The following is a 23,306-nucleotide window of genomic DNA, read 5'->3' as shown; positions in this document are numbered from 1 at the left end:
TATCACCTCGGATTGGCTGGTGGCGATGTGGGAACGCTTACCTGCGGTGCCGCCGCAGGCTGTTGTAATACACTTACCGGCTCGTTCTGGCTTTCAGCGTTTTCATGCAAAATTGACTGTTCTGCCTGTTTATTCAGTACCAGCAGGCTGATCCGGCGGTTAATGGCGTCATCGGGGCCGCGATCGCTCAGGCGCATCGTGGCGGCCATCCCCACCACCCGTAACACTTTTCCATCATCCAGACCGCCCTGCACCAGTTCACGCCGCGACGCATTCGCGCGGTCGGCGGACAATTCCCAGTTGCTGTAGCCTTTCTCCCCGTTGGCATAGGGAAAATCATCCGTATGCCCGGACAGGCTGATTCGGTTTGGAATCCCGTTCAGCACGGGCGCGATCGCCCGCAGAATGTCGCGCATATACGGCTCGACCTCGGCACTGCCGGTTTTAAACATCGGGCGATTCTGACTGTCGATAATCTGAATACGCAGCCCTTCCTGCACCAGATCGATCTTCAGATGCGGACGCAACGCCCGCAGTTTCGGGTCGGATTCAATCAGCTGATCGAGGTCGCCACGCAGTTTGCTCAACCGGTTTTGCTCCATCCGCTTCCGTAATGCCTCGATGTCAGGCTGTTTATTCACTTCTCCCTGTTGTTGGGTGAAGTCATCACCACCGCCGGGAATCGGGCTCTGGCTGTTGGCGATCCGATTGCCGCCGGTGATCGCCGTCGCCAGCGGCGTACGGAAATATTCGGCAATTTGAATCAGTTCTTTAGGGCTGGAGATGGAAATGAGCCACATCACCAGAAAAAAGGCCATCATGGCTGTCATAAAATCAGCGTAGGCAATCTTCCACGAACCGTGAGCGCCGCCGCCGTGCCCTTTATGTTTGCGTCGTTTGACGACGACGATAGGATGGGACTGATTCTTCATGCGTCCTCAGTCGTCGTCTGCTGATTAGGGTTTCTGACCGCCCGCACGTGCTCTTCCAGTTCAATGAATGACGGGCGCTCGCTGGAATAGAGGGTTTTGCGGCCAAATTCGACGGCGATCGGTGGGGCATAGCCATTCAGATTTGATAGCAGCGTAATCTTGACGCACTGCATCATCTTAGTGGTCTCGGCGCTTTTCTGACGCAGCACGCTGGCCAGCGGCGAGATGAAACCATAGGCAAGTAAAATACCGAGGAAGGTGCCGACCATCGCGTGGGCGATCAGCGCCCCCAGTTCGGCAGCGGGCCTGTCGGCGGAAGCCAGCGCGTGAACCACCCCCATCACCGCGGCGACGATACCAAACGCCGGTAGCGAATCGCCCATCAGCGCCAGGCTGTTCGCCGGAACTTCCGCTTCGCTTTCGTGGGTTTCGATCTCCTCGTCCATCAGCGCTTCAATTTCGAAAGTATTCATATTGCCGCTAATAATCAGACGCAGGTAATCGACAATAAAATCCAGCATGACCGCATCGGCAAGAATGCGCGGATAGCTGGTAAAAATTTCACTCTCTTTCGGGTTCTCAATGTCACGCTCAAGGGAGAACATCCCCTGCTGGCGTGACTTAGCCATCAGGCGGTAGAGCAGCGCCAGCAGATCCATGTACATCGCTTTGGTGTATTTGGATCGGCGAAACAGCAGCGGCAACGCCTTCAGCGTTCCCTTAATCGCTTTACCGTTGTTGCCGACAATAAACGCCCCGACCCCCGCGCCGCCGATGATCACAAATTCAGCCGGTTGATAGAGTGCCCCAAGGTGCCCGCCGGTCATCATATAACCGCCGAAAACTGTACCGATAACAACCAGGTAACCTAATAAGATAAGCACGACATCATCCTTCCGCTGTTGACTATGACAGGATGCGCAGTCGGGGGGCGTTAACGCGTTGGCGAGGCAAAAAAAAGCAGCGGTAATCGCTTACCGCTGCTGGAGTGTCTTGTCCACACCGTGTCGGTTAAACAGCCTGTTCGACCTGTTCATCCAGCAGTTGTGGAATAATATCGGCAGCATCCTGGGAAAGTTTACGTCTTTTTACCGCGCGGGAAGGCGGCTGGCACAAACTACAGGCAAAACTCCCGGCAGGCTGATGCGCATGGGTAATAAAATTCCCGCCGCAACAGCTACAGCTCGACAGTTGCAGCAATCCGCTTTCGACGAAACGCACCAGCGTCCAGGCGCGGGTCAGCGCCAACAGCGGACCGTCTTCCCCTTGCGGACACTGTTCGAGGTATAACCGGTAGGCCTTGATCACCGCATCCACACCGCTGCACAGACCGGTTTTGAGTAAAAACTGCCAGGCATTACAGAACATGGAAGCATGAATATTTTGCTCCCAGGTCATAAACCAGTCAGTAGAAAACGGCAGCATGCCTTTAGGCGGGGGGCTACCGCGGAGTTCTTTGTACAATTTGATGAGGCGGCCGCGACTTAACTGCGTCTCGCTTTCCAGCATTTGCAAACGGGCGCCCAGAGTGATCAATTCCATCGCTAACTGGATATCGCGAGCTTCCTGAACAATGCTTTTTTCACTCATCGTCAGGCCCTTTTTTTCCGTGCGGTTTCATCAGCCTGTTCGACATCACTCAACAGACGCGTGGACAACATGATACCGGTATGAATTTGCTGGAGATCGTCTACCCGTGAGTCCTGAGTCAGCCGGGTGATGGTCTGATGATTGTCGAAGCGGAAGTGACATACCAGTTGGTTTGTTTCCGCCAGTTTGACCATCTGTGGCAAGGTCAGGGCACCCAGCGAGGTCGCCATCTCTTCCGTGATCCCGAGACGAAACATGGCGGACGCTTTGTCCTGAACGATCAGACGCTGTGCAAGGAGTAAATATGACAAATTGATGTCATAAATGTGTTTCAGCAACTCGGATGTATGCATTATTCCCATCCAGAATAACCAACTTTATTTTTTATGCGGCGTAACCGCACCCCGTGATGTCGCCGGGAAATCCCGGTAAATAAAAGCAAATAGGTCAAATACATAGCAGATCTCAGACAGAAATATGCACGCTGCGAACGTCATGACAACCTTGTCAGGCGCTTACAGACGAACATGATTTCTTACAAATGCCTAAGATTTTTCCTAAATCGACGCAACTGTACTCGTCACTCCCAAGACATACAACAAAGCCACGCTGCGAATTTGGAAAATATGTGATGCACATCACATAAATTAACTTATTCGATAACATAAATCCATCAGTTGAGCTTTTATTTTGATGAATAATTAGCCAGCAAAACCCCTTTTTGTTTCCAGGGTCATTAAAAAAAGAGCCGGATACAGAGAAAAATATTACGACACAGAAGTTAAAATAACGGTGAGAAAATACTCGTTTTCCATTAATTTCACTATGAAGGGTTGAATATTTTTATCGTTTATAAACAATGAGTTAATTGTTTTCTAATTTTTATCAATGCGTGCTATTTATGCCTATAAAGAAATTAATAACTTTCGTAAATTTGTTAAGAGGAAAAATTGATGCGCGCGAAATTTGATTTAAGTCATCCCATTTCGGACATAATTTTGGTTATTCCTTCAGAATATTTATAAGAAAACTTAATGAATAATTATGATTGCCTTCACATTATTGTCATCGTAAAGCATTGCAGTTGTCCTCATTTCGGAGTAATGCTGAAGAACCCTCTCATATTCTTGCAATAAGGAGCGAGTTATGAGTTACCGTCACATCCTGGTTGCCGTCGCGGTCACCCCGGAAAGCCAGCAGCTTCTGGCAAAAGCGGTTTCGATTGCCCAACCCGTCAATGCGCGTATCAGCCTTATCACCCTTGCCTCCGATCCGGAACTGTATAATCAGTTCGCTGCGCCGATGCTGGAAGATTTACGCGCCGTGATGCATGAAGAAACCCATGATTTTCTGGAAAAATTAGGAAAAGATGCCGGTTACCCGATCGCCCAAACTTTTATCACTTACGGCGAACTGAGCGAGCATATTCTGGACGTGTGCCGCAAACACGACGTCGATCTGGTGGTTTGCGGCAATCATAATCAAAGTTTCTTTTCGCGAGCGTCCTGCTCGGCGAAAAGCGTTGTCAGTTCAAGCCTGGTGGATGTCCTGCTCGTTCCGCTGGATGGCGAATAACCGCAACTCAGCCGCCATCAGGCCAGTTTCGGGAAGGTCGCCACTTTGTTCTGCTGCAGGCTGTCAGCACTGCGCGGCGCGATCTGCTTTAAATCGCAGATAAAGCGCTCCTGCCAGTGGTTAATGTCATTTTTAACAATCACCTCCAGCATTTCCGCGTGGCGGGATATGCGCTCCGCCAGCGGCATCGTTAACGCGCGATCCAGCGCCGCGGCCACTTCGTCACGATCGTAAGGATTGACGATCAGCGCAGACGTCAACTCGTTCGCCGCGCCGGCAAATTGTGAAAGCACCAGCACGCCGGGGTTCGCCGGGTCCTGCGCGGCCACGAACTCTTTCGCCACCAGGTTCATACCGTCACGCAGCGGCGTCACCAGCCCTACGTCAGAGTAGCGGAACACTTTCATCAACAGCTTGCGATCAAAATGCTGGTTCAGGTAGAACAGCGGCGTCCAGCCCAGTTGACCATATTTACCGTTGATGCGTCCGGCTTCGGTCTCAAGCTGATGACGGATGTCCTGATAGGCCTGAACATCGCCACGGGAGGTGGGGGCTATCTGGGTATAGCGAATTTTGCCGTGGTGCTGCGGGTATTTCTCCAGCAGCGCTTCATAGGCCTGAAAACGCTCCGGCAACCCTTTCGAGTAGTCGAGGCGCTCAACGGAAAAAATATTCTTCAGATTTTTGAGTTCAGCCTTAAGCTGCGCCAGTTTCGGCGGCAGCGGACCCGAGGCCTGCTGAGCGATCTCATCTGGCTCGATGCCGATAGGATACACCTCGGTACGGAAGCTTTTGCCCCACGCGATGTGGCTTCGGCTTTCACGGGTCGCGACTCTCGTCAGGCTGGACAAGCTGTCCAGGAACGCCAGACGGTCATTTTCCGTCTGGAATCCCAACAGATCGAAGTCGCACAGTTGTTCCAGTAGCTCTTCTGAACACGGCAGCGCGTTAAAGATTTCTGGCGTCGGGAACGGAATATGCAGGAAGAAGCCGATGCGATTATTTACCCCACGCTTACGCAGCTCGCTGGCGAACGGCAGCAGGTGATAATCGTGGATCCAGATGATGTCATCCTCTTTTAGCAGCGGCAGCAGCTTGTCCGCTAACAGCGCATTGACCCGCTGATAACCTTCCCACGCCGAACGCTGGAAATTCACCAGATCCAGACGGTAGTGAAAGGCCGGCCATAACACGGCATTAGAAAACTGGTTGTAATACTCTTCATGATCCTGCTCGCTCAGATTAAACGACGCCCAGGTAATGTTGCCCCGGGTCACCTTTTTTAACGGCTGATCCTCGTTCCCCAGTTCGCCACTCCAACCGAACCATAATCCTCCTGCGGCTTTCAGCGCGCCCAGCACGCCGACGGCCAGTCCGCCTGCGCTGGTTTTATTGTCCGGGGGAGCAATTCGATTAGATACTACGACTAAACGACTCATAGCCATCTCTCCTGTCATTCGTGTTTTTTTCTTGTTGTTGTGAAGTGTGAATAGTTTCGATCCAACGCCATACGTCGGGAACGCTTGCGAGACGCCATTTCGCCAGGGTTTCTCCCTCACCCACTTTGATTGACATACCCCCCGCGTTGTTCACCACGGCAAATCCTGTTTCATCGGTCAGGTCATCTCCCAAAAATACCGGGATTCGCCCGGCAAACGGCGCTTCCTGCATAAACGCAGAGATCGCCTCTCCCTTGTTAGTCCCCTTCGGTTTTATCTCTACAACGCATTTACCCTGCTGTATGGCCAGTTGCGGCCAGGTCTGGGTAATGCGGCTCGCTATCGCCTGAAGGGTCGCCTCATGCTCTGGTGCCTGACGATAGTGCAGCGCAAAGGCCATGCCTTTGGTCTCGAGTTCAGTGCCTGGCAGATTCGCCAGCGCGGTATGCAGTTGCAGGCTCACCTCACGCTCTATGGCTTGCGGAAGATGAACGATATGCGTCCGGCCATGAATGTCGCGCCGCTCGGCGCCGTGGACACCCGCCAGCGGAAAACGCCAGGGTTTCGCCAGCGCATCAAGTTCCGCCATGGAACGCCCTGAAACCAGTGCCAGTGCTCCAGCGCTGTTCTCGGCAAGACGGTGAAGCATCTGAAGAATCGTTGGTGGCACAACGACCTGGTCAGGATGCGGTTTGATCTCCGCCAGGGTGCCATCAAGATCAAAAAAGTAAGCGTAGAGAGCGGATTGTTCAGGGATTGCGGTTAACGGTTCTGCCACCCGGTTCTCCTCCTTATCATTATTTCCGGCAACGCGCGGATCGCGCCCCATAGTCATGTAAGTATAGACAGTGTGACCCTGCTCGCCATTTAGAAAGACAGTTGCCAGCCGGGGTAGCGGCTGGCAAAAGGGAGGAACTAGACTAAAAAGTTGAGGATTTTTTTATCAAACACTGCGCTTCGCTTTTTGCTTGTAACGGTCGAAGATCACTGCTGCCAGCAGGATTAAGCCGCGTACCACGTACTGGGCGAAAGGCGAAATATTCAGCAGGTTCATGGCGTTCTCAACGGTGCCTAAAATAAGGACTCCGGCGACCACATATGAGATTTTTCCGATGCCGCCTTTGAGGGAAACGCCGCCTAACACGCAGGCGGAAATGACGATCAGCTCGTAACCGATAGAGGTCATTGGCTGTCCGCTGGTCATGCGCGACGCGAGGATAATCCCGGCCGCCGCAGACACCAGCCCCGACAGCACGAAGATGATGATTTTGGTCCGAACGACCGGTACCCCCGCCAGACGCGCCGCCTCTTCATTTCCCCCAATCGCCAGCGTATTGCGTCCAAAGGTGGTTTTATTCAGCAGTAAACCAAAAATGATCAGGCAGGCGACCGTCAGCCAGATGGGGGCCGGTAGGCCGAACCAGTTGGCGTAGCCGAGGGTGAAAAAGCGTTCATCCTCAATCCCTACGGCTTTACCGTCAGAGATGATATAGGCCAGCCCGCGGACAATCTGCATCGTCGCCAGCGTGGTAATCAGCGCGTTAATCTTCAGCCTGGCGATTACAAAGCCATTAACCAGCCCGCACAGCACGCCAAGCAGCAACCCCGCGCCGACGCCAATCCACAGGCTTTCACTCATGTTGATCACCACTGCCGTGGTTACCCCGGCACAGGCGATCACCGAGGCGACAGAGAGGTCAAAATCCCCTGACGCCAGGCAGAATAACATGCCGCATGCCACCATTCCCGACATAGAGATAGCCAGCCCCAGCCCTTTCATGTTGATGAAGGTGGCAAAGTTAGGCACAAAAATCGCGCAGGCGAGGAACAGAACGGCGAAGACCACCAGCATGCCATACTGATCCCAGATGCGACCCAGACTAAACGACGACGGCGACTTCGGCGCGCCAGAACCAGACGTTGTTACGGAAGACATCTTTCTCTCCTTTCTCAGGCGACTGCCTGGCTGACTTTAGGCATAGCGAGGCTCAGCGCCTGGCGCTCATCCGCCTGTTCATGAAGCAGTTCCCCGGCAATTTCCCCTTCCCGCATGACGATGATGCGGTCTGCGACACCGAGCACTTCCGGCAGATCGCTGGAGGCGAAAAGCACCGCGACGCCGCGGGCGGCCAGGGCATAGATTACGTTGTAAATTTCGTGCTTCGCGCCAACATCAATGCCGCGCGTCGGCTCGTCGAGCAAAATGACCTTCATTTCTTCCGACAGCCAGCGCCCCAGAATCGCCTTCTGCTGGTTCCCGCCGGAAAGGTTCATGATCAGTTGCTCCGCGCCAGGCGTTTTGATGTTCAGGGAACGAATGTGGTGATCGGCGTTGGTTTCCTCCCAGCCGTTATTGATCAGGCAGCCGCCAAGCACATGCTTGCGGCGGGCGCTGATATTGATATTGTCGCGAACGGAATGCACTGGAATGATTCCTTCGGCTTTGCGGTCCTCAGGGCACAGCATCATACCGGCGGCAATGGCGTTCGCGGGTTTGCGAATATCAATCTGTTGACCGTCGATATACACCTGCCCGTTACTGATCCGCGTGCCGCCAAACAGCCCTTTCATCAGTTCGCTGCGGCCTGCGCCGACCAGACCAAACAGACCGACGATTTCTCCGCTGCGCACCGTCAGGCTGACTGGCATACGCACGCCAGGCGCTTTTACCTCATGCAAACGCAGACGCTCCGCACCATACTGCCGCGGTTGCCAACCATAGATATCGCCGAGATCGCGCCCCACCATCGCCTGAACCAGCATGTCATGGTTCACCTGCGTCATATCGGTGAAGGTGGTGACATAGCGTCCATCCTTAAACACAGTAATGGCGTCGCTAAGGGCAAAAATTTCTTCCATGCGGTGTGAAACGTACAAAATGACGCGGCCTTCTTTGCGCAGTTCGCGGATCACCCGAAACAAATTCTCAATCTCCCTCGCTGAAAGCGAACTGGTCGGCTCATCAAAGGCGATAATTTTGGCGTTACGCGCCAGCGCTTTGGCAATCTCCACCATTTGCCACTGGCCGATAGACAAGTATTTCAGCGGGGTATCGGGATCAATATCCATTCCAAGATGTTTCAGTTGCAGCCCCGCTTCGTCGTTAAGCAGGCTGCGGTTTACGATTCCGCCCTTGTGCGGAAGCTGGCCGAGATAAATGTTCTCCGCCACGGTCATTTCCGGGACGAGATGCAATTCCTGGTAAATAATCGCGACGCCGGCGTTCAGTGCGGCGGTGGTGTCAGAAAACGACATCTCCTGACCGCGAATCGCCAAAGAGCCCGTGGTAGGCGCATAGTTGCCGCTGAGAATTTTCAGGAGAGTGGATTTCCCGGCGCCATTTTCTCCCATCAACGCATGCACCTGACCGGCATGGCACTCAAAACTGATGTCCGAGAGCGCCCTGACGCCGGGGAACGTTTTACCAATGCCGCGAAATGAGAGATACGGGGTAGACTGTTGCATAACGACTCCTCGTTCACAGCGAATGCCGGAGGGCCGCTGCGCCTTGTCCGGCATTCGCTGTCTGTCAGGTTATTTACCGCCCAGGCCTTTTTTCGCCAGTTCTTCTTTGAAGTTGTCGCGGGTGATCAGCACCACGTCTGTGACCTCAGTGAATTTTGGCGGTTCTGCATTTTTAGTCACCCAGTTGTAAAGCATTTCGCTGGACTTATAGCCGTGAACGTCCGGGCTTGGCAGTAGCGAACCGTAAAAGCCGGTGGCCTGCGCTTTCGACAGCTCGCTTACCGCATCAACCCCGTTAATGCCGATACCGATAACGTCCGGCGCCTTAAAGCCCTGGCCTTCTGTCGCCCGGACGCCGCCGAGCACCGTGTTATCGTTCATGCCGACGATCAACCAGTGTTTGACTTCCGGATGCTGCACCAGCATCGAGTTGGCGGCGTCAAACGCGCCCGGGATATCGTTTGATTTGGTGGGCACCTGATAAATTTGTTTTTCCGGGAAGCCGGCGACTTTCAGCGCTTCCATGGATCCGGAGGTACGACGGCGCGCCGTATCCAGCTCGTTGGCGGTAATCGCCATCACCGCGGTCTCTTTGACGTCCCAGCCGCGTTTCTGCATCTCTTTAAACAGTTCCTGGCCCTGACGCTCGCCGATTTTGGTCGCCGCCATCATCACCAGCGGGACGCTGTCCATGGGTTTACCTTTGGCATTAACGAACTGGTCATCGACGGCAATGACTTTCATGTCATACCCGCGCGCCTTGGCGACAATCGCCGAACCGAGTTTCGGGTCAGGCGTACAAATGACGAACCCTTTCGCGCCGCTGGCCGCCAGACTGTCGATCGCATTCAGGGTTTTTTCCCCGTCCGGGACCGCTATTTTTATTACCTCAAAGCCCAGATCTTTCCCGGCCTTATCGGCAAATTTCCATTCTGTCTGAAACCAGGGCTCTTCGGGTTGTTTTACCAGAAAACCTAACTTCATGGTTTCAGCAATAGCGGATTGTGACATAACGGCAGCCAGACCGATGGCCGCCAGCGCTTTAGTGAATTTGTGCATGGTTAACTCCAGCTTTAGCGTCATTTTATGTAGGGTAAAATCGAACGATTCTTTGTAATTCAGACGTAAAACAAGGCATTACCATTTATTCTCCTGGTAAATGCCGGTTCTGGAATAGTTGTAGCGGGAAATTGATTCTCCATAGGAGAGCGGCATCACACCGCAGAATTACAGTAATTGCGTACATAAATTCAGCGGAAAATGACATAAGAATGGGGAGTATTGTCTGACAAATAAAAAACAAGATAGCCAATTAATCCATAACGCCAGCCAGCAAATCCTTGTCCCCAAATACGGCATATTTGGGGACACGAAAATTACCAGCGATAATAAATATGGTCGGCGTGGTCGCGTACCGGCGCGTCATCGCCGAGTAAACGGGCCGACAGCGCCAGCGCAAAGTCAAAGATGTGTCCCAGCCCTTTTCCGCTCAGCAGATTTCCGTCTTCTACAACCGGGGCGTCGACATACACGCCATCGGTGACTGTCTCGTAGAGATCGCCGGAACAGACGTAGCGACGTCCTTTCAGTAACCCATTGCCGCCCAACACTCGTGCCGCCGCCGAACAAATCGGGCAGATCAGTTTACCCGCCGCGTCATGGCGAGCGATGAACGCCACAACCTGGGGACTGGCCGCCAGATTGACGCTACCCTGCGGTCCACCCGGCAGCACCACGGCGTCATAGAGTGTTTCCAGACTTTCTGCCAGGGTTTGATCCGCCACCATCGGAACATCGTGATAGCTTACCACCGCCCGCGATTCCGCGCAGGCCAGCGTGTCCACCTCAATGTGCAGACGGCGTAAAATATCAATGGTGACAATCGCTTCCGCTTCTTCAAAGCCAGGCGCCAACAGGACAGCAACTTTTTTCATTTCCACAACCTCATGCCAATGATGCCAAATGAACCGAAATAACGACGTTATCATTCGGTAAAATAAAATAGTTTTTAGTGAAACTGATCTGGCGCAAAAATGGCGAGCCGATAATTTCTGACTAAACAGTGTCATTCGTAAATTAATGCGCCAACGTAAAAAAGAATTATCAATAATCCGATCTTACCATGGCCGAGGGATCTCTTTTGTGATCTGAAACGTCATTTCAAAAATCAATTCCAGATTAAAACCATTGATAATCAAGAAGATGTATTTTAATCACGCGGGGTAATATTTTTGGCATTCAGACATTGCTTTCAGCAACATGTAAAAATTTATAAACATACAGCATTAAGGATTTTCTTAATTTGCATTCGGCGCTATGCTTATTTCGATCAGCGACTGAATTGATACTACGATCACTCATGGACCGGCAGAAGGGGTTTTATTCTGCTAACAGTTAAGTGTGCCGTTTATCCCGCACACCGTCTCTTTCAGTAAATAAGGATATTGTTATGGCTGCAGCAGGCATGGCTCACAAACTCAACACCCAAATGAACCTTGAGTTTTACGCCTCGAATTTTTATCTCCATTTGAGCGAATGGTGCTCAGAGCAAAGTTTGATGGGAACGGCAACATTTCTTCGCACCCAGGCGCAAAGTAACGTCACCCATATGATGCGGATGTTTAATTTTATGAAAAACACCGGCGCGAACCCGATCGTGAAGGCAGTTGACGTGCCGGGCAGCGATTTGCATTCCCTGGAAGAATTGTTTCAAAAAACACTCGAAGAGTACCAACAGCGCGCCAGTACGCTGTCGCGTCTGGCCGATGAAGCGCAGGCGTTGAACGACGCACAGACGCTCACTTTCCTGCACGATCTGGAGAAAGAACAGCAGCAGGACGGATTGTTATTGCAGACCATCTTTGAGGAAGTGCGCAACGCGAAACGCGCAGGGCTATGTCCAGCCCAGACCGACCAGCATGTCCTTAACGTGGTGAATTATCAGCAGCATTAATATCCCCGCACTGGCCTGCCGTTCCCTTCCCCGCAGGCCAATACGCAAGTCCACGTTCCCGGATGCCTCCCATAAACAGGAGGCATCGCAAAAAACATTTCTAAATTCTGAAACAACGGTTTATTTTAATGTGCTTCGCCCTGCGGCGTGAATTTGAGCTCAATGAGCGCGATTGCCTTTTGAATGGCGCGCAGGGTGACAGGGTCGGCTGCCGCCGGATGTGTGGTGAAATCGATATTCTTTAGCTGGCTGGACATTTTTTCACGTACTTCAACGGGCGCGATCACATCAAGTACATCAAGGATTTGTTTGATCACCAGTTGGCAGGCGACAACATCAGATACCAGTTCCTGATCGGCATTCATCGGTTGGGACATTGCTTGGGCTCCTGAAAAAAGAAAGGCCGCCATAGTACCGATTACGTCGCAGAAACGATAGTCATACGGGTACCCGGATCGCGGGCATAAAAAAACCTGCCGAAGCAGGTTTTTTATCAGAACATCGCGCCAGGCGGTACGTCTTTGAATGTTTTGCAATAATTTTCAAACATGCTTTTGAGGATTTTACGCAGTTTCATGGCATGACTCCAAAGGTATTGTTATGCAGGTGTTATTGCCTATGCGCGTATAATATGATACTCATCACAAAAATCAACCATTATGTGATTCATATCACATAATTAAATTAACATTTTCTTTCCAAATTTGCCCTTATTGCTGACTTTTCAAAGGCCTGTATCACGTTAAGTTCCAGTAAAAATTTAAATTTTTTTTGAAGGCAAGGACCACATGCGAGACGATTGGGTCACAGAAAGCAAACGGGGCATCTCTCCTGCCGCTTTGCTTGTTGCTGGCGCATTTTTTATGGAGTTCATTGACGGCACGGTGATCGCGACTGCCCTGCCGGATATGGCCAGTACTTTCGGTGTTCAGGCCGTGGATCTGAATATCGGTATCAGCGCGTATCTGATCACCCTGGCGGTACTGATACCCGCCAGCGGCTGGATAGCCGACCGCTTTGGCGCGCGCAAAGTATTTACCCTTGCCCTGGCCATTTTTACGCTGGCCTCAGTGCTTTGCGGCCTTGCCACCACGCTGGAAGGCTTTCTGGCGATGCGTATTTTTCAGGGCGTCGGCGGCGCGCTGATGGTGCCCGTCGGACGTCTGGCCGTACTACGCACCACGCCGAAGCATCAGCTCATTACCGCCATCGCCACCTTAACCTGGCCCGCCCTGGTGGCGCCCATCATCGGCCCGCCGCTGGGTGGATTTATTACCAGCTATGCCAGTTGGCGATGGATTTTCTTTATTAACGTACCGGCAGGGCTGCTGGCAATGACGCTGGCGCTGCGTTTTATCCCCGACATAAAAGAGGAGGTTCGCCGTCCGTTCGATGTGCCGGGTTTTATGGCTACCGCCATTGCGATGGTCAGTCTGGTTTACGCGATGGAACTGATGGGCGCGCAGCAATTTGCGCCGGGCTTGCCCCTCACGCTGCTGCTACTGGGCGGGATCACCCTGGCGTATTCACTGCGTCATTTTCAGCAAGCCGCACATCCGATGATTCGTCTGGACGCTATGCAGGTGCCGACGTTTCGCGTCACGATGTACGGTGGCTCTTTGTTTCGCGCCTCGATTAGCGCCGTTCCGTTTTTGCTGCCGCTGATGTTTCAGGTTGGTTTTGGCATGAATGCTTTTCAGGCGGGCTCGCTGGTACTGGCGGTTTTTGTCGGCAATTTAACGATCAAACCCGCCACCACTCCGCTGATCCGCTGGCTTGGCTTTAAAAAGCTGTTGTTGATTAATGGCGTGCTCAATGTGCTGGCGCTACTCGCCTGTGCGTGCCTGACGCCCGACACGCCCGTCTGGTTGCTATTACTGGTGCTTTATCTTGGCGGCGTATTCCGTTCGGTACAGTTCACCGGCATCAGCACCCTCGCCTTTGCGGACGTTCCTGCTGAACAGATGAGTTATGCCAATACGCTATTCAGTACCGCCACTCAGTTGGCCGTTGGGTTGGGCATTTCGCTGGGCGCAATTGGGATCCGGATCGGCGCAAGCATCAGCGAATGGCTGGAAATAAGCGCGACGCCCGGCATCAGCTTTCGCCTGGCATTTGTGACGATTGCGGCGATCTGTCTGGTGGGGATGGTGGATACGTTGAGGCTGGCGAACGATGCGGGAAGTGCGGTGTCGGCAAAGAAATCAGGGTAGTTACCGGACGGCGCAGGGCTATCCGGTTTCGTCGCGGTGATTAGCCCAGGATTTCGCGAACAAAGGCTTCGATCTCTTTGTTCTGGCAGTTCTCAAAGAAACACTGCTGGAAGCGCGGGCCAGACACGGCGGTTTTGACCAGTTCCGGGTCGATCGCCCGCAAGGTGTCGAGGTAGTTGTCTTTCACAACTGCCGCTTTCACCTGGTTCAGAATACCTGCGTTACGTACCTGCGGCTCTTTACGCTCCGGCGGATATCCTTCCCCGTTACGACCGGTAAAGGCTTTCTCGAAAATGAAGCGTACGTTCAGTTCTGCGCCCCAGCCAAATCCTTTAGCAAACGGCAGAGACAGCGCATTACCGTTGTTGATTTGCGCAAACAGGAAGGCGTCAGCCGGATCGATGCAGTAACCGCACACCACGCCCGGATGGATGTTCAGCGACATCAGCGCGCCCTGACCGGTACCACAGCCAGTCACGACAAAGTCAACTGCTTTGGCATTCAGCAGAATGCTGGCCATGATACCCAGATGGATGTAGGTCAGATGATGATCGTTTTCATCGCTCATACCAACGTTGAATACCGGAAAGCCTTTTTCATCCGCAACCGCTTTAAGCTCGTTATGAATGATGGCGTTTTTGCTGGCCTGGCTGTTTTCCATCATGAGTGCAATTTTCATTCTGTCTTCTCCTGAAATGCGTGCGGGTTGTCCCGCCATGAGTCAATGACGTTTCAGGAACAGTACTACTTCCCAAACGCACTTTCAAATTTTGTGAAAAACGATTTTAAAAAACAGAGTGAGCTTCACATTTTTGCAGAACGAAAGGCGCAACTCTGGCCGTAGAAATTAGTGATAGCGGATCTGTAAGCTATTCCGGCCATTGAAATTCGCAGGCATAGAGTAGGATAGCCTGTCCCCGATCTATCAGAGTGAAACCATGAAGACGCTTTTACTTGCCCTTTCATTGACGGCACTGACAGGATGTACGATAAGCAGGCACGCTGAGGTGAGCGAAGTCAGCGCGACCACGGGTGTGGTACGTCTGAGCTACGGTGAAGCCATGTTACAAAATGCGGTAACCGATGAGTATATCGCCCACGGCACCGCGACGAAAGCGTGTCAACAGACAGGCTATGCCAATGCCGTACGCTTCGGGCAGCCGGTTAAAACCTGTCGTGTATTCGCAGGTTCGCTCTGTATTAACAGTCAGGTTATCCTTTCATACCAGTGCCAGGGTGTCGCCTTGTCACAAACGCTTTCCCCTACTTATTAAAATAACGGCCAGGGTACCGCTGGCCTTTATCCCTATTATATCGGGCATATAGCGTAAATGCGTTTTATTCCCATTCGTATTTTTAATAATTAAATTTATTATTTTACCTTTTGCAAATATTTAAATAACAAATTATAGTGACGCCACATCAAAATAATTCTCACCTTTGTGGAGCGTAACCATGCTGAAAACAGAAATGATCGATAAACTCAATGAGCAAATGAATCTGGAGTTATATTCTTCGCTGCTCTATCAGCAGATGAGCGCCTGGTGTAGTTACCACAGTTTTGAAGGCGCCGCCGCGTTTCTGCGTCGTCATGCGCAGGAAGAGATGACCCATATGCAACGCCTGTTCGACTATCTGACCGATACCGGCAGCCTGCCGCGCATTAATACCGTCTCCTCGCCTTTTGCGGAGTACGCATCGCTGGACGAATTATTCCGCGCCACGTATGAGCACGAACAATTAATTACGCAGAAAATAAATGAACTGGCTCATGCCGCAATGACCAGCCAGGATTATCCGACCTTTAATTTCCTGCAATGGTACGTCGCTGAACAGCATGAAGAAGAAAAACTGTTTAAATCCGTTATTGATAAATTAACCCTGGCGGGGAAAAGCGGCGAAGGGTTGTATTTTATTGATAAAGAACTTTCGACTCTTGATACCGCAAATTAATGTCTGACGGTGAGGTTATCCTCACCGTTCTGTTAATGACGGCAGATCTTACTTTCATGAGTGGAAAAGCCGTCATCCTGGGCAACAAATTTTCCTTTCGCTGCCAGAAACGCCACCAGTTCCCCCGCGGTCATATCTGACGCGGAACAGGTATGAAAACGCGCCTGTTCACCGAAGCGATTTTTTATCGCCGCTTCCAGACTTGCCGTTGAATACGGTTCGCCCGACGCTATCATCATATTCAACACTTCGTGCCCATGAATGGATGTCATATGTCCTCCTGAATCAAAACGGATAGCCTAAGCGGCACGCGCGTTCTTCGCCTTGCGCTAGCGCAGGTTCAATGCGGGAATGAATGTATAATTATGTTTACATTGATTGTAACGGTGATTTGACGAAAATAACGTTTTGCCTTACCCTGCGCCGCAGATCTTACCGTTGTTTATCTGCAGGACAGTGTAAAGCGTGAAAAATAGAACTCTGGGAAGTGTTTTTATCGTGGCTGGCACCACGATTGGCGCCGGGATGCTGGCCATGCCGCTGGCGGCCGCTGGCGTCGGTTTTGGCGTGACTTTTGCGCTGCTGATGGGTCTGTGGGCCTTAATGTGTTATACCGCGCTGCTACTGCTTGAAGTTTATCAACACGTTCCGGCGGATACCGGCCTCGGATCGCTGGCGAAGCGTTATCTTGGCCGATACGGTCAGTGGGCGACTGGCTTCAGTATGATGTTTTTGATGTATGCCCTCACCGCAGCGTACATTAGCGGCGCTGGCGAACTGCTGGCAGCCAGTATCAGCGACTGGAGCGGAAAACAAATGTCCCCCACCGCGGGTGTCTTGCTGTTCACCTTTGTTGCCGGTGGCGTGGTATGTGTCGGCACCTCGCTGGTCGATCTGTTTAACCGTTTTCTCTTCAGCGCCAAAATCATTTTCCTGGTCGTCATGCTGGCGCTGCTGATGCCCCATATTCACAAAGTTAACCTGTTAACCCTGCCGCTGGAACAGGGCCTTGCCCTTTCCGCCATTCCGGTGATCTTTACCTCCTTCGGGTTTCACGGCAGCGTTCCCAGCATTGTCAGCTATATGAACGGCAATACTCGTAAATTGCGGCGGGTATTTATTATCGGCAGCGCGATTCCGTTGGTGGCCTACATTTTCTGGCAACTGGCCACGCTTGGCAGCATCGACTCGACAACGTTTATGGGGCTGCTGGCGGATCATGCGGGTTTAAACGGCCTGCTGCAGGCCCTGCGGGAAGTGGTAGCCTCGGCGCACGTTGAGCTGGCTGTGCATCTGTTTGCTGATCTGGCGCTGGCGACCTCGTTTCTCGGAGTGGCCCTCGGGTTGTTTGATTATCTGGCGGATCTGTTCCAGCGCCGCAATACGGCGTCAGGCCGACTGCAAACCGGGGCGATTACCTTTCTGCCTCCGCTGGCATTCGCCCTCTTCTATCCGCGTGGTTTTGTGATGGCGCTGGGCTATGCCGGCGTCGCACTGGCGGTGCTGGCGCTGATCGTGCCCTCGCTGCTCGCATGGCAGAGCAGAAAACAAAATCCGCAAGCTGACTACCGCGTGTCGGGCGGGCGTCCTGCGCTGGCCCTGGTGTTTCTCTGTGGTATTGCCGTCATCGGGGTGCAGTTCTGTATTGCCGCCGGGCTGTTGCCTGAGGTGGGATAGGTCGGTCAGAGAGACGACAAACGGCCTGACGGGCGAAACGTCGCCAGGCCGTAAATTTTAATGCAGGCAGCACTGCTTATATTTTTTGCCGCTGCCGCACGGACACGGATCGTTACGTCCTGGTTTCACCTCTGCTTTCACCGGCACCTGCACCGGCGTTCCCTGCGGATGCGCCATCCAGTAAGCATGAAGATCCAGCGCCGCAAGGCGAATGGCATCGACACTCTCTTCAAACGCTTCCGGGCTAAGTTTCTCGACTTTGCTGAAATTCTCTTCCGTACCGTGAAGCGCAATGGCCTCCAGGGCCGGTTTCAGCGTGTCAGGCAACGCTGACCAGTCAGACAGCGCCACGCCCCGCATATAACCGAAGCACCATTCTTCTACGATGGTGAGCTCATGGCCATCGACTTCCCGCAGGCCAAACAGCGGCTCGAACTGGTCTGGAAACGCATTGAGTCGGTCAGCGGTATCCGCCATGTGCTGGAAAGCGAGATTCATAAAACGCGTCATCTCTTTTTCTGAAGACCAGCGCGGCACATATTGCGCACCGCCCCACACGGCAACCAGCCACTCATCTGGCTCAATTTCGCGCGGCGAACTGAGAACAGCGGTGATCAGCCCATCCAGCTCTGCGACGTCCAGTATGGCATGATCGGTGTTGTATTGGGTCAATACATCGTCCAGCCACTCCAGTTCGCTTTCGTTTAACGGTCCCGTTTTCATCATGCTTGTCCTCGTTGAATGCTTAACTGTGGCTATCTTACAGGTTGAAAGGTGCGGCGGATACACCCTGCGCGCGCAAGAAAAGAAAACGCTTCTGACACAATTTACTGGCGTAATCTGTCACGTTCCGCGCGGGAGTGAAGAATAATCCGTAAGCATTGCAGTCAGGCAGTATGCATTAGCATTTTTTAATAATTGAAATGTATAACAATTGCTCACGATCAATAATAGCAATGCATCTATAAGACTAAAATGTAATATAATGTAAATAAAAACATCATACAAACTTAATAATTTATTAAAAAACAACACCTTCAGTAGGTTAATTAAAAAGTTGATCATTTTCAATAAGTTATGCGTCACTTGCATTTTCTACTAGGCTAAATCTGGCCTTAAAAAATGTATTTAATATTGACGTGAAGGTGAGTATGGAATGGACTGTCATTGACACCGTTGTCAGCCCGACAACGGGTATGTGTTTCTCATGCATTTGTAGTCTGAAAAATTTAAAATTAACGATCTGGTATCAGGCAGATATATTTTTATCCAGCGGCAGCATTATTGAGCCGTTTCAGGACGGTGTATTAATAGACCACAAACCCTATCCCATTACCGTCTATAATGTGACACGCTACAATAAAGAATTATGGAATGCGATGAAAACAAATAGCTTATGCCCAGGCAATGATGAAAATCATCCTAAATATTGCCATTTAGCTCATCTGTGCGTGATTGCTATCTGTCCATACGGTTTACTGAAACGAAAAGGATAATGTCGCCGTAATCTTGTGTTCCGTCATAATCAGGCGGAATACACTATGAGACGTTATTTCTACGCAGGAGGAAATGTTCAGCACGTGTCAGCCATGCCGTAGAAATAAAAAAACCGCCTGAAGGGCGGTTTCACGACACTGCTTATTGCTTTGATTATTCTTCTGTTCCCATGGTACCCGGAGCGGGACTTGAACCCGCACAGCGCGAACGCCGAGGGATTTTAAATCCCTTGTGTCTACCGATTCCACCATCCGGGCTCGGGAAAAAGTGGAGGCGCGTTCCGGAGTCGAACCGGACTAGACGGATTTGCAATCCGCTACATAACCGCTTTGCTAACGCGCCTTAATTCTTTGTCTTTCGACCCGCACCCGCTATCGCCGGTGCCGTTAATCTGGAGCGGGAAACGAGACTCGAACTCGCGACCCCGACCTTGGCAAGGTCGTGCTCTACCAACTGAGCTATTCCCGCATAATCAAGTACGTTGTTAATCACTTGATTTTGCTATCGTCTGGCAAACCGTGCTGCCGTTCGATGCGTTGCATTCTACTTACCTGACGCAATGAGTCAACGATATTTTTCGCCACTTCCGCTCGTTTGCTGAAATTTGCGGCGAAACGATCACTGATCAAGCAAATCCCCGCGCGCAGCGTTCAGATACTGGAACATTGACCACAACGTCAGGACTGCCGCGACGAAAAACAGCGCAATGCCCGCATACTCGACCCAAATATTGGGTCGCCACAGCAGCCACGCCAGGGCCGCCATTTGCGAGGTGGTTTTAACTTTACCAATCCATGAAACCGCCACGCTACTGCGTTTACCCAGTTCCGCCATCCATTCACGCAGCGCAGAAATAATAATTTCGCGCGCGATCATGATTGCCGCAGGCAGCGTCACCCACCAGCTGTGATAGTGTTCGGTCACCAGCACCATCGCGATGGCAACCAGCACTTTATCCGCCACCGGGTCGAGAAAAGCGCCAAACCGGGTGCTCTGGTTCCAGCGGCGCGCCAGGAAGCCGTCAAACCAGTCGGTGACGGCAGCCACCACAAAGATCAGCGCCGCCACGAAGGGCGACCAGCTAAACGGCAGATAAAACACCACGACAAAGAATGGAATGAGGATGACACGGAACAGCGTTAGCAACGTTGGGATATTAAATTGCATAGTGACGGGTAACTATCTGTTGTCAGAGAAATTACCCCTATGTTGCTACAGAGACCTCAATGTTTCAACGACCAGAAGATCTTTTCTGCCAGACCTTGCGAAATACCCGGCACTTTTGCAATTTCTTCTACGCTGGCATTACGTAATCCTTGCAAACCGCCCATATATTTCAACAAAACCTGGCGACGTTTTGGCCCCACGCCTTCAATCGTCTCCAGCGTGCTGGTATTTTTCACCTTCGCCCGTTTTTTACGGTGTCCGCCGATGGCATGATCGTGCGATTCGTCGCGAATATGCTGGATCACATGCAGCGCTGGCGAGTCCGGCGGCAGGCTAAAGCCCTCGCCTTCCGGCTCAAAGAACAGGGTTTCCAGTCCGGCTTTACGATCAGCGCCTTTCGCCACGCCCAGCAGCAGCGGGTGATGTTTATCCCAGGTCACGTCCAGCCCGGCAAAAACCGCTTTCGCCTGGCTCAGTTGTCCTTTACCGCCATCGATCAGGATCACGTCCGGAATCTTACTCTCTTCGATAGCCTTCCCGTAGCGGCGGCGTAACACCTGATTCATCGCCGCATAATCATCACCCGGCGTGATACCGGTAATGTTGTAACGGCGATACTCCGCGCGCAGCGGCCCGTTGGCATCGAACACCACGCAGGAGGCCACCGTCTGCTCGCCCATCGTATGGCTGATGTCGAAACACTCCATGCGCTTGATGGCTGGAAGGTTCAGCACCGTCGCCAGCGCGGTCAGACGCTGGTTAATGGTCGACTGCTGAGACAACCGGGTGGTCAACGCGGTCGCGGCATTTGTGCGCGCCAGCTTGAGGTAGCGCGCGCGATCGCCTCGGGGGCGCGTCTGTACATGAATACGACGCCCCGCCAGTTCAGATAGCGAGTCGGCCAACAGCGTTTTATCGCTAAGGTTAAAATCAAGCAGGATCTCGCCCGGCAAGGTACGCATCTGACTACCCTGTAAATAGAACTGGCCGACGAAGGTTTCCACGACTTCGCCCAGTTCCGTACCGCCAGGGACTTTCGGGAAATAACTGCGGCTACCCAGCACCTTTCCTTGCCGGATGAAAAGCACATGCACACAAGCCATACCGGCGTCGAACGCCACGCCGATGACGTCAAGATCGTCCCCGGTATTCGAGACGAACTGTTTTTCCGTCACGCGGCGCACGGCCTGGATCTGATCGCGAATGCGCGCGGCTTCTTCAAAGGCAAGATTCTCGCTGGCTTTTTCCATCCGCGCGATCAATTGCGTCAGCACCTGATCGTCTTTGCCGGATAAAAACAGGCGCACGTACTCCACCTGCTGCGCATATTCTTCTTCACTCACCAGCCCTTCGACGCAGGGGCCGAGGCAGCGACCAATCTGATACTGCAGACAGGGACGGGAGCGGTTGCGGTATACGCTGTTTTCACACTGGCGAATCGGAAAGATTTTCTGCAGCAGCGCCAGCGTTTCACGTACCGCATAGCCATTCGGGAAAGGTCCAAAATACTCGCCTTTGGCGTGTTTGGCGCCACGGTGCATCGCCAGTCGGGGATGCGTGTCGCCGCTGAGGAAAATAAAGGGATAGGATTTGTCGTCGCGCAGCAGTACGTTGTAACGCGGCTGATAAAGCTTGATGTAGTTGTGCTCAAGCAGCAGCGCTTCCGTTTCGGTGTGGGTCACCGTCACGTCTATTTGCTGGATGAGCGCCACCAGCGCTTCCGTTTTACGCGACGCCAGATTGCTGCGGAAATAGCTGGAAAGCCGTTTTTTCAGGTCTTTCGCTTTTCCCACATAAATTACCGTACCACCGGCATCATACATCCGGTACACGCCGGGCTGGCTGGTGACGGTTTTTAAAAATGCTTTTGAATCAAACTGAACACTCACTGGCTTGTTAACGTCTCCGCATTACACAGGCCATGGCGAATTGCCAGGTGAGTCAGCTCGACATCACCATGAATGTTTAATTTACTGAACATACGATAGCGATAGCTGTTCACCGTTTTAGGACTGAGATTCAGTTGCTCTGAAATCTCATTAACCTTCTGACCTTTGGTGATCATCAGCATAATCTGCAATTCCCGTTCAGACAAACTGGCAAAGGGCGTTTCCGTTTTTTCCGGCTCAATCTGACTCAACGCCATCTGCTGGGCAATGTCTGAAGCAATGTAGCGTTGACCGGTGTACACCGAACGAATTGCATTAACCACTTCCTGCGGCGCCGCGCCTTTGCTGAGATAGCCAGCGGCTCCCGCCTGCATCACTTTCGCGGGTAACGGGTTTTCCGTATGGACGGTTAACATGATGACTTTTATATCAGCCGTTGAACGCGCAATTTTACGCGTGGCTTCCAGACCGCCAATACCGGGCATGTTCATGTCCATCAACACGACATCGACGGTGTTTGTGCGGCACCATTTGACGGCATCCTCACCGCAGTTCGCCTCACCGACGACTTTTATACCCTTAATATCTTCAAGAATGCGTCGTATCCCTGCGCGCACCAGTTCGTGGTCATCAACAAGAAGAACGTTGATCAAAGGAATTTCTCCAGAATAGGGATAACGCTACTGATAATAAAACATCCCTATATTAGCGGGTTTTATCTCAACTTTGAAACGTAAAAAACGCTCCGCGACCGATTTTGCTCTCGTTTTTGGAAATTAGTGTGTACGTGTAGTGGAAACACCATGTACTAACAATCTGTTACATGTCTTATTTCGGAAAGTCGTTTCAGAATGGCGACAGAAAACGATACGGCGCAAAAAGATGCTAATTACACAGCAAGTTTGTAACAATAATTAACGAGTCAAATACGCCTAATAAACAATAATGCGCGTAAA

At 52.0% G+C, this 23,306-nt stretch carries 25 protein-coding genes and 3 tRNA genes; 7 read left to right on the top strand and 21 right to left on the bottom strand.

Annotated features, from left to right (window positions below; all coding sequences use genetic code 11):
• Positions 1 to 2 precede the first annotated feature (2 nt).
• From motB to flhD, 4 genes are all read right to left on the bottom strand, one after another.
• Positions 3 to 932, bottom strand: coding sequence for a flagellar motor protein MotB (gene motB, locus JY391_RS09335; RefSeq protein WP_042283929.1), 930 nt, complete (start codon positions 930 to 932; stop codon positions 3 to 5).
• Positions 929 to 1,816, bottom strand: coding sequence for a flagellar motor stator protein MotA (gene motA, locus JY391_RS09330; protein ID WP_042283932.1), 888 nt, complete (start codon positions 1,814 to 1,816; stop codon positions 929 to 931). Before motA ends, motB begins: the two co-directional genes overlap by 4 nt.
• Before the next feature lie 127 nt (positions 1,817 to 1,943).
• Positions 1,944 to 2,522 (bottom strand): flagellar transcriptional regulator FlhC, encoded by a 579-nt coding sequence (gene flhC, locus JY391_RS09325; protein ID WP_042283935.1) that lies wholly within the window; start codon positions 2,520 to 2,522, stop codon positions 1,944 to 1,946.
• 2 nt (positions 2,523 to 2,524) lie between these two features.
• Entirely contained in the window at positions 2,525 to 2,875 is a 351-nt protein-coding gene (flhD, locus tag JY391_RS09320) for a flagellar transcriptional regulator FlhD (protein ID WP_042283937.1), read from the bottom strand.
• A gap of 793 nt (positions 2,876 to 3,668) precedes the next feature.
• Here flhD and uspC point away from each other — a divergent pair.
• Positions 3,669 to 4,097, top strand: a complete 429-nt coding sequence (gene uspC, locus JY391_RS09315) for a universal stress protein UspC (protein WP_042283941.1) — start codon at positions 3,669 to 3,671, stop codon at positions 4,095 to 4,097.
• Between the two features lie 17 nt (positions 4,098 to 4,114).
• Here uspC and otsA read toward each other — a convergent pair whose 3' ends face one another.
• The 6 genes from otsA to JY391_RS09285 all read right to left on the bottom strand — a co-directional run bounded on the left by otsA (position 4,115) and on the right by JY391_RS09285 (position 10,935).
• A complete protein-coding gene (otsA, locus tag JY391_RS09310) occupies positions 4,115 to 5,536 on the bottom strand; it encodes an alpha,alpha-trehalose-phosphate synthase (protein ID WP_042283945.1) in 1,422 nt (473 codons plus the stop codon).
• The gene (otsB, locus tag JY391_RS09305) at positions 5,511 to 6,314 is read right to left on the bottom strand and encodes a trehalose-phosphatase (RefSeq protein ID WP_042284742.1); all 804 of its coding nucleotides are present in this window, start codon (positions 6,312 to 6,314) and stop codon (positions 5,511 to 5,513) included. The genes otsA and otsB overlap by 26 nt, the downstream gene beginning before the upstream one ends.
• A 165-nt stretch (positions 6,315 to 6,479) precedes the next feature.
• On the bottom strand, positions 6,480 to 7,472 hold the full coding sequence (gene araH, locus JY391_RS09300) for an arabinose ABC transporter permease AraH (protein ID WP_042283948.1): 993 nt from the start codon (positions 7,470 to 7,472) through the stop codon (positions 6,480 to 6,482).
• A gap of 14 nt (positions 7,473 to 7,486) precedes the next feature.
• Positions 7,487 to 9,001 carry an L-arabinose ABC transporter ATP-binding protein AraG gene (gene araG, locus JY391_RS09295; protein ID WP_211935622.1) on the bottom strand — a complete coding sequence of 505 codons (1,515 nt, stop codon included), beginning with the start codon at positions 8,999 to 9,001 and terminating at the stop codon, positions 7,487 to 7,489.
• A 69-nt stretch (positions 9,002 to 9,070) separates the two neighbouring features.
• The gene (gene araF / locus JY391_RS09290) at positions 9,071 to 10,060 is read right to left on the bottom strand and encodes an arabinose ABC transporter substrate-binding protein AraF (protein ID WP_211935621.1); all 990 of its coding nucleotides are present in this window, start codon (positions 10,058 to 10,060) and stop codon (positions 9,071 to 9,073) included.
• 317 nt (positions 10,061 to 10,377) lie between these two features.
• Complete coding sequence (locus JY391_RS09285; RefSeq protein WP_042283958.1) at positions 10,378 to 10,935, bottom strand: DJ-1/PfpI family protein; 558 nt, start codon at positions 10,933 to 10,935, stop codon at positions 10,378 to 10,380.
• 515 nt (positions 10,936 to 11,450) lie between these two features.
• On the opposite strand from JY391_RS09285, the gene JY391_RS09280 reads away from it, so the two are divergent.
• Complete coding sequence (locus JY391_RS09280; RefSeq protein ID WP_211935620.1) at positions 11,451 to 11,954, top strand: non-heme ferritin-like protein; 504 nt, start codon at positions 11,451 to 11,453, stop codon at positions 11,952 to 11,954.
• A 125-nt stretch (positions 11,955 to 12,079) separates the two neighbouring features.
• Here the strand turns inward: JY391_RS09280 and yecJ are convergent, their stop codons facing one another.
• Together yecJ and azuC are read right to left on the bottom strand one after the other, a co-directional pair.
• Positions 12,080 to 12,331, bottom strand: a complete 252-nt coding sequence (gene yecJ, locus JY391_RS09275; protein ID WP_211935619.1) for a DUF2766 family protein YecJ — start codon at positions 12,329 to 12,331, stop codon at positions 12,080 to 12,082.
• A gap of 116 nt (positions 12,332 to 12,447) precedes the next feature.
• Positions 12,448 to 12,531 (bottom strand): stress response protein AzuC, encoded by an 84-nt coding sequence (gene azuC / locus JY391_RS09270; protein WP_014229869.1) that lies wholly within the window; start codon positions 12,529 to 12,531, stop codon positions 12,448 to 12,450.
• Between the two features lie 211 nt (positions 12,532 to 12,742).
• Between azuC and JY391_RS09265 the strand changes: the two genes are divergently transcribed.
• Positions 12,743 to 14,167, top strand: a complete 1,425-nt coding sequence (locus JY391_RS09265; protein WP_211935618.1) for an MFS transporter — start codon at positions 12,743 to 12,745, stop codon at positions 14,165 to 14,167.
• 40 nt (positions 14,168 to 14,207) lie between these two features.
• On the opposite strand, the gene JY391_RS09260 is transcribed toward JY391_RS09265, so the two are convergent.
• On the bottom strand, positions 14,208 to 14,846 hold the full coding sequence (locus JY391_RS09260) for an RpiB/LacA/LacB family sugar-phosphate isomerase (protein ID WP_042283968.1): 639 nt from the start codon (positions 14,844 to 14,846) through the stop codon (positions 14,208 to 14,210).
• 259 nt (positions 14,847 to 15,105) lie between these two features.
• Here JY391_RS09260 and yecR point away from each other — a divergent pair, with 259 nt between their 5' ends.
• Entirely contained in the window at positions 15,106 to 15,441 is a 336-nt protein-coding gene (gene yecR, locus JY391_RS09255; protein ID WP_042283971.1) for a YecR family lipoprotein, read from the top strand.
• A gap of 181 nt (positions 15,442 to 15,622) precedes the next feature.
• Entirely contained in the window at positions 15,623 to 16,120 is a 498-nt protein-coding gene (gene ftnA, locus JY391_RS09250; protein ID WP_042283973.1) for a non-heme ferritin, read from the top strand.
• Between the two features lie 32 nt (positions 16,121 to 16,152).
• On the opposite strand, the gene JY391_RS09245 is transcribed toward ftnA, so the two are convergent.
• Entirely contained in the window at positions 16,153 to 16,392 is a 240-nt protein-coding gene (locus tag JY391_RS09245; RefSeq protein WP_199956785.1) for a YecH family metal-binding protein, read from the bottom strand.
• A gap of 193 nt (positions 16,393 to 16,585) precedes the next feature.
• Between JY391_RS09245 and tyrP the strand changes: the two genes are divergently transcribed.
• Positions 16,586 to 17,797, top strand: a complete 1,212-nt coding sequence (gene tyrP, locus JY391_RS09240) for a tyrosine transporter TyrP (RefSeq protein ID WP_181823011.1) — start codon at positions 16,586 to 16,588, stop codon at positions 17,795 to 17,797.
• A gap of 57 nt (positions 17,798 to 17,854) precedes the next feature.
• Here the strand turns inward: tyrP and JY391_RS09235 are convergent, their stop codons facing one another.
• Positions 17,855 to 18,520, bottom strand: coding sequence for a YecA/YgfB family protein (locus JY391_RS09235; RefSeq protein ID WP_211935788.1), 666 nt, complete (start codon positions 18,518 to 18,520; stop codon positions 17,855 to 17,857).
• Positions 18,521 to 18,948: 428 nt separating this feature from the next.
• Between JY391_RS09235 and JY391_RS09230 the strand changes: the two genes are divergently transcribed.
• Positions 18,949 to 19,293: an anti-adapter protein IraM gene (locus tag JY391_RS09230; RefSeq protein ID WP_042283982.1), complete on the top strand. Its 345-nt coding sequence runs from the start codon at positions 18,949 to 18,951 to the stop codon at positions 19,291 to 19,293.
• 171 nt (positions 19,294 to 19,464) lie between these two features.
• Here JY391_RS09230 and JY391_RS09225 read toward each other — a convergent pair.
• The 6 genes from JY391_RS09225 to uvrY form a co-directional block, all read right to left on the bottom strand.
• Positions 19,465 to 19,551 (bottom strand) — tRNA-Leu (locus JY391_RS09225).
• Between the two features lie 11 nt (positions 19,552 to 19,562).
• A tRNA-Cys gene (locus tag JY391_RS09220) sits at positions 19,563 to 19,636 on the bottom strand.
• A gap of 50 nt (positions 19,637 to 19,686) precedes the next feature.
• Positions 19,687 to 19,762: transfer RNA gene (locus JY391_RS09215), tRNA-Gly, on the bottom strand.
• Between the two features lie 150 nt (positions 19,763 to 19,912).
• Complete coding sequence (gene pgsA / locus JY391_RS09210; RefSeq protein ID WP_042283985.1) at positions 19,913 to 20,461, bottom strand: CDP-diacylglycerol--glycerol-3-phosphate 3-phosphatidyltransferase; 549 nt, start codon at positions 20,459 to 20,461, stop codon at positions 19,913 to 19,915.
• A 56-nt stretch (positions 20,462 to 20,517) separates the two neighbouring features.
• The gene (uvrC, locus tag JY391_RS09205; RefSeq protein ID WP_211935617.1) at positions 20,518 to 22,350 is read right to left on the bottom strand and encodes an excinuclease ABC subunit UvrC; all 1,833 of its coding nucleotides are present in this window, start codon (positions 22,348 to 22,350) and stop codon (positions 20,518 to 20,520) included.
• Positions 22,347 to 23,003 carry a UvrY/SirA/GacA family response regulator transcription factor gene (gene uvrY, locus JY391_RS09200; protein WP_042283990.1) on the bottom strand — a complete coding sequence of 219 codons (657 nt, stop codon included), beginning with the start codon at positions 23,001 to 23,003 and terminating at the stop codon, positions 22,347 to 22,349. The genes uvrC and uvrY overlap by 4 nt, the downstream gene beginning before the upstream one ends.
• Positions 23,004 to 23,306 lie beyond the last annotated feature (303 nt).

The organism is Citrobacter sedlakii (assembly GCF_018128425.1).
GTDB classification, from domain to species: domain Bacteria; phylum Pseudomonadota; class Gammaproteobacteria; order Enterobacterales; family Enterobacteriaceae; genus Citrobacter_A; species Citrobacter_A sedlakii.
This window is presented reverse-complemented; position numbering and strand designations above follow the sequence as displayed.